General features: G+C 51.7%; 15 protein-coding genes. 12 read left to right on the forward strand and 3 right to left on the reverse strand.

Features of this window, described 5'->3' with window-relative positions; all coding sequences use genetic code 11:
* Positions 1 to 280 precede the first annotated feature (280 nt).
* On the reverse strand, positions 281 to 1,306 hold the full coding sequence (locus OCV58_RS09575) for a tyrosine-type recombinase/integrase (protein WP_154877721.1): 1,026 nt from the start codon (positions 1,304 to 1,306) through the stop codon (positions 281 to 283).
* A gap of 45 nt (positions 1,307 to 1,351) precedes the next feature.
* Between OCV58_RS09575 and OCV58_RS09580 the strand changes: the two genes are divergently transcribed.
* From OCV58_RS09580 to OCV58_RS09605, 6 genes are all read left to right on the forward strand, one after another.
* Entirely contained in the window at positions 1,352 to 1,765 is a 414-nt protein-coding gene (locus OCV58_RS09580) for a hypothetical protein (RefSeq protein WP_154877722.1), read from the forward strand.
* A 160-nt stretch (positions 1,766 to 1,925) separates the two neighbouring features.
* On the forward strand, positions 1,926 to 2,384 hold the full coding sequence (locus tag OCV58_RS09585) for a phage holin family protein (RefSeq protein ID WP_232818831.1): 459 nt from the start codon (positions 1,926 to 1,928) through the stop codon (positions 2,382 to 2,384).
* Entirely contained in the window at positions 2,381 to 2,704 is a 324-nt protein-coding gene (locus tag OCV58_RS09590) for a DUF2829 domain-containing protein (protein ID WP_198643542.1), read from the forward strand. The genes OCV58_RS09585 and OCV58_RS09590 overlap by 4 nt, the downstream gene beginning before the upstream one ends.
* A gap of 37 nt (positions 2,705 to 2,741) precedes the next feature.
* Positions 2,742 to 3,287 carry an N-acetylmuramoyl-L-alanine amidase gene (locus tag OCV58_RS09595; protein WP_267312879.1) on the forward strand — a complete coding sequence of 182 codons (546 nt, stop codon included), beginning with the start codon at positions 2,742 to 2,744 and terminating at the stop codon, positions 3,285 to 3,287.
* A gap of 59 nt (positions 3,288 to 3,346) precedes the next feature.
* A complete protein-coding gene (locus OCV58_RS09600; protein WP_154877724.1) occupies positions 3,347 to 3,553 on the forward strand; it encodes a hypothetical protein in 207 nt (68 codons plus the stop codon).
* Positions 3,550 to 3,855, forward strand: coding sequence for a hypothetical protein (locus OCV58_RS09605; protein ID WP_107196557.1), 306 nt, complete (start codon positions 3,550 to 3,552; stop codon positions 3,853 to 3,855). The genes OCV58_RS09600 and OCV58_RS09605 overlap by 4 nt, the downstream gene beginning before the upstream one ends.
* 599 nt (positions 3,856 to 4,454) lie before the next feature.
* Here OCV58_RS09605 and OCV58_RS09610 read toward each other — a convergent pair.
* Together OCV58_RS09610 and relB are read right to left on the reverse strand one after the other, a co-directional pair.
* A complete protein-coding gene (locus OCV58_RS09610) occupies positions 4,455 to 4,742 on the reverse strand; it encodes a type II toxin-antitoxin system RelE family toxin (protein ID WP_204967357.1) in 288 nt (95 codons plus the stop codon).
* On the reverse strand, positions 4,721 to 4,942 hold the full coding sequence (gene relB / locus OCV58_RS09615; protein ID WP_154877726.1) for a type II toxin-antitoxin system RelB family antitoxin: 222 nt from the start codon (positions 4,940 to 4,942) through the stop codon (positions 4,721 to 4,723). Before relB ends, OCV58_RS09610 begins: the two co-directional genes overlap by 22 nt.
* Before the next feature lie 256 nt (positions 4,943 to 5,198).
* On the opposite strand from relB, the gene OCV58_RS09620 reads away from it, so the two are divergent.
* The 6 genes from OCV58_RS09620 to OCV58_RS09645 all read left to right on the forward strand — a co-directional run bounded on the left by OCV58_RS09620 (position 5,199) and on the right by OCV58_RS09645 (position 12,105).
* The gene (locus tag OCV58_RS09620; RefSeq protein WP_154877727.1) at positions 5,199 to 6,083 is read left to right on the forward strand and encodes an MBL fold metallo-hydrolase; all 885 of its coding nucleotides are present in this window, start codon (positions 5,199 to 5,201) and stop codon (positions 6,081 to 6,083) included.
* 363 nt (positions 6,084 to 6,446) lie between these two features.
* Positions 6,447 to 7,994 carry a gluconokinase gene (locus OCV58_RS09625; protein ID WP_154877728.1) on the forward strand — a complete coding sequence of 516 codons (1,548 nt, stop codon included), beginning with the start codon at positions 6,447 to 6,449 and terminating at the stop codon, positions 7,992 to 7,994.
* A 25-nt stretch (positions 7,995 to 8,019) separates the two neighbouring features.
* A complete protein-coding gene (gene gnd, locus OCV58_RS09630; RefSeq protein WP_154877729.1) occupies positions 8,020 to 9,432 on the forward strand; it encodes a decarboxylating NADP(+)-dependent phosphogluconate dehydrogenase in 1,413 nt (470 codons plus the stop codon).
* A gap of 18 nt (positions 9,433 to 9,450) precedes the next feature.
* A complete protein-coding gene (locus tag OCV58_RS09635; RefSeq protein ID WP_087477329.1) occupies positions 9,451 to 10,770 on the forward strand; it encodes a gluconate:H+ symporter in 1,320 nt (439 codons plus the stop codon).
* 57 nt (positions 10,771 to 10,827) lie between these two features.
* A complete protein-coding gene (locus OCV58_RS09640) occupies positions 10,828 to 11,682 on the forward strand; it encodes a MurR/RpiR family transcriptional regulator (RefSeq protein WP_154877730.1) in 855 nt (284 codons plus the stop codon).
* Between the two features lie 141 nt (positions 11,683 to 11,823).
* The gene (locus OCV58_RS09645; RefSeq protein WP_232818746.1) at positions 11,824 to 12,105 is read left to right on the forward strand and encodes a hypothetical protein; all 282 of its coding nucleotides are present in this window, start codon (positions 11,824 to 11,826) and stop codon (positions 12,103 to 12,105) included.
* Positions 12,106 to 12,145 lie beyond the last annotated feature (40 nt).

Below are 12,145 nucleotides of genomic sequence, written 5' to 3' on the forward strand. Positions count from 1 at the left end.
CGGCGTGTTTTGGGCTACCATACGCCGTCAGAGCTATTTGATGCATTCCTCGATGAAGTTTATGCTAGTGAGTGTGTTTCCTGATTATGGTTGTTCAAATTCAACTTGCAATTTACCAATAAGAAAATACAGCTATATGAGCTGATATTGTCATGATAAAAAATCGAAAATATCAGCTGATACGGCTGTATTTTTTAGTATCAACAGTAACGGCTGTTAGATATTGAGAATATAAGCTTACATGCGGTATATCTGCAAATCCGCAACGCAAGAGTAACAACTATTTAAGTAATTGTATGGCTTTTCGTAGTTGCCGAAGTCCTTTATGAGTATACACACGGTCAGTAATATCGCCGTCTGCATGTCCGAGGATTCGACGCTTTGCGTTTTCGTTGGCACCTGCATTATCTAGCAGGGTTGCGACAGTGTGGCGGCAGTCATGCGTCGTGTGTCCGCTGGCGTGGATCAGTGACATAACATGCCCCCAAACAGTACTGTACCGGCCATAGTTGTACGGCTGCCCGTCTGCGTCGGCGATAAGCGTCTTCCCTGGCAATATCATACGGGCCTGCACAAGCGGCAGTATACGGCTATGGATGGGGATGATACGCAGCCCCGCAGCAGTCTTGCTTTTTGTAATACGTATGTATTGTTGACGCAGGTTGACGTCGGACTTGTCTAAATTAAGCATCTCGCTGCAACGCATGCCGGTATACATGAGAATAAGGACCGTATCGACGCCGGACGCATCAGCGTGTGTCCATAGTCGGTTTATTTTTTGACGGCTGAAAACTTTATGCGGCCGGACAGGCTTATTTTTTCCGAGAGTAAGCAAATCGGCATAGTTTTTATCTGCGGCTTCAATTTTGGCCGCATATTTTGACACAAGGCTGATCAGCGAGCGGACTTTTTTGACGCTGCTGTATGATAGGCCGCGTCGGCGCATGGTGTCGATGATACGCTGGTAGTCTACGTATCTGAGGTCCGTAAATACCTGTGTGTGTAACGGTTGGCAGTGTGCAAAAGCATTTTTATAGCCGCAGATAGTTGATTCTGCCGGGGCCGTATCATCGATATGGGTCGGCAGCCACCTGTAATATAGCTCGGCAAACGTCATTTTGTGCCCAGGAAGGGAGCGGTTCGCATGGATCTTATTATAATCAGCAGCATAAATTTCAGCTTCGATTTGAGTACAAAAATATTCAACAGGTTTTTGCCTGCCGTTTTCGGTCACTACAAAAACAAACGGCCGCCGCCGGTTGCCGGATAATTTTTTGATGCTTCCATATCCATTTGGTTTTCTCATACCATTACCACCTTTTTACCCCCATATTACACAGGAGGCGACAACATGGCAAAAGCAGATTATTTAATTAAGTTTGATGCGGACGGCAATAGAGGAGAAACGCACGACGCTGCATTTATGAGTGAGACAGATATTGCCAAATATAAAGAACAGGGATTTATTGAGGTTAGCACGGCGGATTATATGAATTTATTAGGAAATAACGCTGATAATCAGCCGTATATCCGCCAAAATGATGGAACATATATCCCTAAACCGCCATATGTTCCTACGCCGGAAGAGGCGCAAGCGGCAAAGCTATCTGCGTTGGATAATGAATATGCTGCAAAGTTAGATGAAAATAAATCGTCAATTATTGTCGCGGCTACGGTGGATCAAGACGAAGAGTACGCCGATCAGCTACGGCAGGAACGGCAGGCTTTACAAGCTGAATATGTTCAGAAAAGGAGTGAGCTGTAATGGAAACAACCAAAAAATGCTTTTTGTGTGGACGCCCAATGAAACAACAAGAAGGGCTTTTGTATGAGCTCTGCACAAATCCGGAATGTCCTCGTTCCCAGCCGCTTCCGGAGCCCAATAGTGCTACTGAAGGGGATAGAACTGATAATAAGGTTGCGACATGATGACGGCCCTGCTCGGCTGGATGCGGAGCCTGATTCCAGTCCAGACAGAAATAGAATGGGGGGCGGTGGCGTCGGCGGCGGGAGCATTGATTACGCATTTTACGGGATGGAGCGATATTCACGAGGCACTGGTCGTCATCATGGCCATAGACTACATTACCGGCATAGCAGCGGCTTATATTAATCCCAATATGAAGCTCAACAGCAAGAAGGGATTCGCCGGATTTTGCAAAAAGATGGTCATTCTTTGCCTTGTAGCCTTGTCTCACGAGCTGGATATGGCCCTGGGTCAGTCGACATTGACGCAGCCGTTTGTCGTATGGTTCTTCATTGCAAACGAAGGCCTGTCCATACTGGAAAATGCCGGGAAGGCCGGGCTTCCTATCCCGAAAAAATTGAGAGAGACGCTTGAACAGCTCGCCAGCGAAAAGGAAGAGAAGGGAGAGCGGAAATGATGATGTATGAAGGATGCTTAGATTTCAGTGCGGCACTGGAAGTATTAAAATCTGGCGGCAAGGTTAGCCGGATAGGCTGGAATGGAAAAGGAATGTTCATTTATTATGTTCCGTCGGCCTATCATGAGCCAAAAACAGACGCAGGTAAGCACTTGGCCGGAGAAGGTGGAAAGGTGCTGTATGGCGGATTTATCGCCATGAAGACAGCTACCGGCGAAGTGGTGCCATGGCTGGCAAGTCAGACGGATTTGCTGGCCGAAGACTGGTGCGTTTATTTGTTTGGTAGCGAAGAAAAAGCAGTGAAGGGGATTGTGATGTAATATGATGCGCGAGGTAACTTTACAGGAACTAAAAAACATGGCCAGGGCAGCCTACAATGATTTGTGGACGGCAGCGCGAAACATGGGCCGCGATGTCAAACTGTATTGCCATTGGACCGGCGGAGATTACTACACCAAGTTTGCGGATTATCACGTCAATATTGACGGCGACGGCCGCGTCTGGGTCACGACGGACAACTTGGCCATGATAAAGGAAGCAACGTACATGCGGAATACTGGCAGCGTCGCTATCACGTTATGCTGCGCCTTAGATGCCGTCGACGAGTACCGTTTGGGGGCATATCCGCCGACAGATGCCCAGCTGAACGCCATTGCGCAGGTTGTCTGCGTATTGGCCGACGCGTTGGATTTGACGATTGATTTACAGCGCGTCATGACGCACGCCGAAGCTGCCGACAACAAGGACGGTCTGTGGTGCCATGATCCGTACGGCCCGGATGCGACCGTCGAACGCTGGGACTTGCTCGTCCTGCGTGAAGGCTCGCCCCGCTGGAGCGGCGGCGATGAGCTACGGGGGAATGCAAATTTCTACCGCGCGCAGGGCCTTTTGAAAGACGTTTAAATGAGGAGGTGATCCCTTTTATCTGCCGCAGACAATGAAAGGGGGTGAGCACCGCGATCATGAGCTTGTTAAAGTCTCTTGTGTCGTCCTTAATCAAGTCAAAACTGGACGACCGAAAGAAGGAATTGCAGGCCCGGCTGATTGCTGAAATCGACAGCACGGAATCAGCATGGGTCAAGGCCCGGAATCAGGCCTACATCAATTTACTGGACGGCGCCGACAAATCCGTCGTCAATCGCATCGAAAAGGAGCTGGATAAATTATGAACGGGGAAGACTTGAAAGATATCATCAAAGAGGTTGTATTGGATATTCTGGGGGAATTCAAGGGCCAGATTAAAGATGTCGTTGTAAACAGCATCATCCCGGCCGTCGACGACGCCATCGCCGACTTTGCGGCCGAGCAGACCGCCGAAGCCGACGCTTCCGCGTCGACATGGGTCAAAATCAGGAATAAGCTGCTGATCAACGGCGGTATTAAATTGATCTGGTCTTTTGCAAAGAAAGTCATCGTCAAGGTGCTGGATAAGGCCGACGAAGCGGAAACCGCTGCCTTGTCGCAGCAGTAACCGGCGACACCGCTGCCACTTGGCAGCATACGATTATCCTACATAAAACAGTGCAGACAAAAATAAGGCACGTACTTGGGAATGGATAGTTCCCGGTACGCGCCTTATTTTTTTTTGACTGTCGGGAAAATAGAAACATGCAAAGGTGTTTTTTGCACAAAGACTTATGTAATTGTATTTTTCTACCCTAAAATCTACCCCAAATGCCAAAATCATGCATCGAGCATTCATGCGGTGTATCGGCGCCGATGGCTTAACTATGCGCTATGGGATAACTTTGGAAAGTAGTGGAATTTCATAAAATCCAACTCGAAATCAGTTAGGCCGAAAGGTCTCGTGGGTTCGAATCCCACCCGCTCCGCCAGACAAGAACCGCGCTGTTAAGCCATCTGTAAGGCTTGGCAGTGCGGTTCTTTTTTTGCATTGTAGTGATTGATATACGATTTTTCTACGTTTGTATCTTCTTTATAAGTATAACTCAAATTAAAAAGGCGGCCCCATGGAGAAAACGTAAGTTTCTGCATAGGGCCGCCTTTTGATATGCCAGTCTGGCATTCGTTATCTAATGATCATTCATGATAAACAGGCTTTGGATGGAATTACTCGTGATATACGTCGCGGCGGTGTCCAATGGTAAGGGCAAGAATTATTAGTTTATCATCTTGTATGTGGCAAATAAGCCGATAGTCGCCAATACGGTAGCGCCATTGTCCTTTACGATTGGCCGTCAGACTTTTTCCGTGTATTCGTGGATTTTCGCAGTCTACCAAATTTTTTACAATCCATGCTTTCAGCATGCGTTGGGTGTATTTGTCCAGCTTTTTGAACTCTTTGTCAAATCGGGACGTCGTTTCTACAGCATATGTCAAAGCCCTGTCTCCTTCCATAAATCGGCAATAGGACGGCTTTTTTTACCGTTTTTGACGTATTCGTTATATGCTTCTTCATACACGGAACGGTCATATTCTTCGTCAATGCGGTCGAACAGGGCCCGTTTAAATGCTTCCCCAACCGTCATGGAGTGGAGTTTTGCGTAGCTGTCTGCCAGTTTGCGTTCTTCTTCTGTTAATCGGATAGAAAATGCCATGCTGCTCACCTCTCTTTAGTACATTGTACTATGTTTGTGAGGATAAAATCAAGGGGATAATGCAACTATATGGAGCGGATGATACGATGAATTATAGAGGTGAATTTCTTGTATTTGCTTGTCAGGATTATTTAAGAAATTAAAATACATATGACGGCTGAATCGTAAGATATATGCAATATCACATTAGATTTTTATGGTATAATGTGTATATACATTCGCCGTGTAAACGATGCGGCGCAGGGAGGAATGCAGGATGTTTGAATTGGTGCAGGTCAATGAGAAGACCTATTATATCGAGAGTCCGGCGAAAATCGGCGTGTATGTTGCCGACGGGACGGACGTGTATTTGATTGACAGCGGCAACGACAAGGACGCGGGGAGGAAGATCCGCAAGCTTCTCGACGAAAAGGGCTGGACGCTGAAGGGGATTTTGAATACTCATTCCAATGCCGACCACATCGGCGGCAATGATTATCTGCAGCGCCAGCGGAAATGCAAGGTCTTTGCCGGCGGTATTGAAACGGCCTTTACGAAGTATCCTATTTTGGAAACGTCCTTCTTGTACGGCGGTTACCCTTGCAAGGATTTGCGCCACAAGTTTTTGCTGGCGGCGGCCAGCGACGCCGTCGACTTTTCCGACGCCGATTTCCCTAAGGACATTGAAGTAATTCCTCTGCCGGGCCATTTTTTCGACATGGTAGGCTTCCGCACGCCGGACAACACGGTCTTTCTGGCCGACTGCCTCAGCAGCATAGAAAACCTCGATAAATATGCCGTGTCCTTCATTTACGACGTAGCGGCCTATTTGAAGACCCTCGACGCCGTGGAGGCTATGGAGGGGGACGTCTTTGTGCCGTCTCACGCGGCGGCCGGCTCGAAGGAGGATATGCAGAAGCTCGTGCAGGCCAATCGGGACAAGATATATGAAATCAAGGCCTATCTCCTGTCGCTGTGCCAGGAACCGATGATATTTGAGCACATCCTGCAGAAGGTATTCGACCGGTATCAGCTGGTCATGACGATAGAGCAGTACGTCCTGGTAGGCAGCACGATTCGCTCGTACTTGTCGTGGCTCCGCGATACGGGCGAGATGACCTATGCCTTTGAGGACCATTTGATGGTATGGAAAACTGTATAATGTGTATATAAGAGTAGGACGACAAGGCGCTTGCGCAGGCAGGCGTCTTTTTTTGTATGAAACATGTCATACAGGTGGATTTATTTGAGAAAAATTTCACGTAGCATATAGGTCATTATTCTGTGCACGAACACATCAACAGAAAGGGCCTATTTTAATTGGATAGCTCGTATATACTATGTAAGCGGCACATAGGTACGGCAGTTTTTATGATATAAATATATCATAAAATTAAAAATAAAATGAAAAGACTATTGCATTTTACTAACGAATGAGTATAATAAAGGTACAAACAAGGTTTACCAAGGTTTTACAGTATTCTTACATGACGAAGGGAAATGTATTGAAAGGACGGGATGACATATGCCAATGGATTCGGCAAATCAGGAAGTTTGGATTGGCGTCGACGTAGGGACGACAGGCGTGCGGGCTATCGCCTACACGGAAGAAGGGACGAACGTCTGCTCTTCCGAAGCGTTTTATCCGCTGCTGACGCCTCATCCGGACTGGGCGGAAGAAAGTCCGCTGCAAATTTATGAAGCTATCGAACAGGTCGTGCGCAAGACGGCGGACCAGCTCCGCTACAAGAACAAGGAGCTGGCAGGCGTAGCCCTGAGCACGGTGATGCACAGCTTCGCCGGTCTGGACGATATGAAGGAACCTCTCATGGACATGCAGACCTGGGCCGACAGCCGCAGCACGGGCATCGTGCGGGAAATGAAGAAAAATCCCGAACTGTGCCGGTCTTTCTACGAACGGACAGGCTGCCCTATTCACGCCTGCTATCCTCTGGCGAAAATCATCTGGCTGCGGGAAAATCAGCCGGAATTGTTCAAGCAGATGAAGTACGTAGGGTCTTTAAAGGATTATATTTTCTACAACATGACGGGCCAATGGGTCATCGATAAGTCGGCGGCCAGCACGAGCGGCATGTACAACGAGCATACGCTGGACTGGGACGATGAAATCCTGGCTTACGCCGGCGTGACGAAGGACTACATGCCTCCCGTCGTATCGACGACGTACAGCCATCCGCTGACCGACGAAGCGGCGGCAGCCATGCATCTGCCCAAGGGGCTTCCCGTCGTCATCGGCGCGACGGACGGCGTACTGGTCAACGTCGGCATCGGCGCAGTCGAACCGGGCCAGCTCAGCGGCACCATCGGCACGAGCGGCGCATTGCGCATGCTGACGAAGAAACCGATGACCGACCCGCAGATGCGCACGTGGTGCTACAACCTGACCGACGACATGTGGGTAGCCGGCGGGGCTATCAACAACGGCGGCATGATCCTCCGCTGGGTCCGCGACAAGATCTGCCATTACGGCGGCAGCGCCCTGGAAAACCTGGACATCGACCCGTACGACCTCATGACCATGAAGGCGGAACACGTCGACGCCGGCGCCGACGGCCTCATCTGCCTGCCGTACTTTACGGGCGAACGGGCTCCGTACTGGAATTCGGAGCTGCGGGGCATGTTCTTCGGTTTCTCCCTCAACCACAGCCGGTCCCACATGATCCGGGCTGTCATGGAAGGTATCTGCTACAGCCTGAACAGCGTCATGCAGGCCTTGAAGGAATTCGGAGATGTAAAGGATATCCGCGTCAGCGGCAGCTTTACGAAATCGAGATTGTGGATTCAAATCCTGTCGGATGTTCTCAATCAGCCCATTACCTTGCCGGACAACAGCGAAGGCGCGGCATTCGGCGCTGCCGTACTGGGCTTCATTTCCAGCGGCAAGATGAAGAGCATCGCCGATACGGCCCACCTCGTCCATCCGCGCCGCATTTACACGCCGCAGGATGAAAACCGCGAAGTATACGACGAATTGTATGATATTTTCGTCCGCTTGTATCACAACTTACAGACTGAATTTTCCGATATTACGGAATATCAGAAGAAAATATAAGGAAGCAGAGAGGAGATAGATGATTATGGAATTACGGGATATCGGCGTCGTAGGCATGGCTGTCATGGGCAGCAATCTGGCCCTCAATATGGCCGACCACGGCTTTGCCGTATCGGTATACAACTACACGCCGGACTTGACGGAAAAATTTGTAACGGAACGGCCTCATGACAACATCAAAGGCTACTACGACTTGAAGGAATTTATCGGCTCCCTGAAAAAGCCCCGCAAGATCATGCTCATGATCATGGCTGGCGCGCCTGTAGACAGCATGATTGAACAGCTTATTCCCATCCTCGATGCCGGCGACATCATCATCGACGGCGGCAACTCGTACTTCGGCGACACGCGCCGTCGCTATGATCGCTGCAGCGAAGCAGGCATCCACTTCTACGGCATGGGCATTTCCGGCGGCGAAAACGGCGCCCGCCGCGGCCCGTCCATCATGCCCGGCGGCAACAAGGACACATATCCGGAAATCCAGCCGGTCTATGAAGCCATCGCCGCCAAGGCTGCCGACGGCAAGCCGTGCTGCACCTACATCGGCGAAGACGGTGCAGGCCACTACGTCAAGATGGTCCACAACGGCATCGAATACGCCGATATGCAGCTCATTTCCGAAGCGTACCTGCTCTTGAAATACGTCGGCGGCTACGACAACGCCAAGATTTCGGAAATTTTCCACCAATGGAATCAGGGCGAGCTCAAGAGCTTCCTCATCGGCATTGCCGCCGATATCTTCGCAGAAGACGACGAAGCAGGCGGACAGGTCGTAGACTACATCGTCGACGCTGCCGGCCAGAAGGGCACGGGCCGCTGGACGAGCATCGAATCGATGAAGCAGGGCGTAGACATTTCCATGATTACGGCGGCCTGCAACGCCCGCGTCATGTCCAACCAGCCGGGCCGCAAGGTGGCGCAGGAAGTCATCCATAAGCCGGCTCTTACGAAGCAGGAAGGGGAGGCCTTTATCGAAGCCGTCCGCCAGAGCTTGTACACGGCGAAAATCGTCGCCTACGCCCAAGGCTTCTCGCTGTACCGCAGCGCCTCGGAAACATACGGCTGGAACCTCGACTACGGCAGCATCGCGTCTATTTTCCGGGCCGGCTGCATCATTCAGGCTGAGTTCCTGAACAAGATTACCGAAGCCTACGAAAAGAACCCGAATTTGGAAAACCTCATGTTCGACGAATTCTTCCTCGACAAGATCAACGCCAACCAGGCCAGCCTGCGCAAGATCGTCTGCCTGGCTGTCAGCGAAGGTATTCCCGTACCGGCTTACGCCAACGCGATGGAATACATCGACGCTTACAGCAGCCCCCGCGTCGGCGCCAACCTCATTCAGGCCCTGCGCGACTACTTCGGCGCCCATACGTTTAAGCGCGTAGATAAAGAAGGCACGTTCCATCATCAGTGGAAGGAACATTATACGAAATAATAGAAGGAGGTCATACTCATGCCGCTAGTCATACTTGCCATCGGTATTCTCGTACTGTTTTTCCTCATCGTCAGAGTCAAGCTGAACAGCTTCCTGGCCCTTCTGGTCGTCGCCGGTCTCGTCGGCCTGGCCGAAGGAATGCCTATCGACAAGCTGATCCCGACTATTGAAAAGGGCTTGGGCGGAACCCTCGGCGGCCTGGCTATCGTCGTTTCCTTCGGCGCTATGCTGGGTAAGCTCATGGCCGAAAGCGGCGGCGCACAGCGCATCGCCACGACGCTCATCAACGTCTTCGGCCGGGAAAAGGTAAAATGGGCCGTCTGCCTGACGGGCTTCATCGTCGGCATCGCCCTGTTCTATGAAATCGGCTTCGTCCTCTTGATTCCCCTTGTATTCACCATCGCTGCAGAAGCGAAGATTCCCCTTCTCGAAGTAGGCATCCCGATGGCCGCGGCCTTGTCGGTCACGCACGGCTTCCTGCCGCCCCATCCCGGCCCGACGGCTATCGCCATCATCTATAACGCCGATATCGGCACGACCCTCGTATACGGCGCGATTATCGCCATCCCGACGGCTATCGTCGCCGGCCCGCTGTATTACAATTTGACGAAGGATATTAACCCGGAAATTCCTAAGGGATTGTACAATCCTAAAATCTTTAAGGACGATGAAATGCCCGGATTCGGCGTTTCCGTTTTCACCGCTCTCGTGCCCGTCGTCCTCATGGCTGCATCGGCTATTGCGAAATTGGCCCTGCCCGAAGCTTCGGGAGCGCGCCATATCCTGACCTTCCTCGGCCAGCCGGACATGGCCCTGACCATCGCTGTGGCCATCGCCATTTACACCTTCGGCCTGGGCCGCGGCAAGAAGATGGATGAAGTCATGAAAATCGTCCAGGACGCTGTCTTGGCTATCGCCATGATCCTCCTCATCGTCGGCGGCGGCGGTGCGCTCAAGCAGGTCCTCATCGACAGCGGCGTCGGTACCTATATCGGTGATTTGGTCGCCGGTGCAGATTTGTCCCCCTTAGTATTGGCTTGGCTCGTGGCTGCCGTTATCCGTACAGCCTGCGGCTCGGCTACCGTCGCGGCCTTGACGGCCGGCGGCATTGCCGCTCCGATTTGCGCGGCTACCGGGGCCAATCCCGAGCTGATGGTGCTGGCTACGGGCGCAGGCTCCCTCATCTTCAGCCCGCCTAACGACCCCGGCTTCTGGCTGTTTAAAGAATTCTTCGGCCTGACCGTCAAGGAAACGGTGCGTACCTGGTGCGCGCTGGAAACGATCATCGCCGTCATGGGCCTCCTCGGCGTACTTGTTATCGACGCATTTTTAGTATAAAATTAAATAGAGTCATAGAAATACTATGAAAATTTGCAAGGTAGGGGAGACGCGCCTATGGATGAAAAAGCAATCCAGCAATTTCCCGTGCTGCGCAGCGCATACGGCGGTCTGACGAAATCAGAGCGCCGTATTGCCGATTATATCGTCGCTGCGCCGGAAGAAATCATGGAGCAGACTATTTCCGATATTGCCAACGCTACGGAAAGCTCGGAAATTACCGTATCGCGGTTTTGTAAAAAGCTGGGGTTCAGCGGCCTGCAGGAATTGAAGCTGAATCTCATTGCCGGCATGTCGGCGGCAGAAAATAAAGAGTTTCACGACATCCGCAGCGGCGACCGCTGTTCTGTCGTAGCGTCCAAGATGTTTCAAAACATCAGCGACGGCCTGCAGGATACGCTGGCCTTGCTGGACTACGACGCCGTAGATGCTGCGGCCCGTATCCTGCGCCGGGCCCGCCGCGTCGCCGTGTACGGCTTCGGCAACTCGGCGACGGTGTGCCGGGACATCGCTACGCGGTACCTCCGCCTGGGATTGGCCATTCAGGCCTATGCGGACTCGCACATGCAGGTTACGTCGGCAGCTCTCTTGTCGCCGGCCGATGCGGTCATCGCCGTCTCCCACAGCGGCGCGTCGCAGGAGCTGCTCCAGTCCGTGCAGGTGGCGAAGGACAGCGGCGCGTCTGTCGTCGTTATTACGAGCCACGCCAAATCACCGCTGGCAAAGCTGGCCGACGTGTGCCTGTGCGGCATGGGCCGCGAAGTCCGCTATTCCTCCGAAGCCGGCGCATCGCGCCTCATTCACATGGCCATCGGCGACGTCCTGTACACGCGCATCGCCATGGCCGACGCCGAGCTGTTTCAGGACAACATGCAGAAAATGCGGCGGGAAATTACGAAAAAGAGAATATAAGGCATATCGCTTTGTGGTCTTGTATGCGAAAAAAGTATATAACTTGCCAAAGAAATGACACACAATTGTAACATTTGTGCTGTATACTATATGTATCAACCAAAGGAAAACACTGGAATGGCAGCTAAAGGAGTGGTACAGATGATGAAGCGCATAAAGAATATTTTGAAGATGACGTTGGTTACGACGTTGGTACTGACGACGTTCAGCGGAGCCGTTGCCGTTCAGGCTGCCGGCCCGAGACACGACCGGCCAGGCTGGGAACAGCGAGACGACCGCCGCGACCATCGCGACAGAGACTGGGATCGCGATAGAAAAGACCATAAGAGCAAAACTCAGGAAGACGCTGACGACGCCAACAAGAAAGCCAACTGGGCTTTGGGCGTAGCCGCCGTCGCAGCGATTATCGCTATCGCCAAATAACATGGCTCCCCTATAGGGGAGGATATGATCTCCCTTTTAA

This window comes from Megasphaera stantonii, assembly GCF_025567065.1.
In the GTDB taxonomy this organism is placed as follows: domain Bacteria; phylum Bacillota; class Negativicutes; order Veillonellales; family Megasphaeraceae; genus Megasphaera; species Megasphaera stantonii.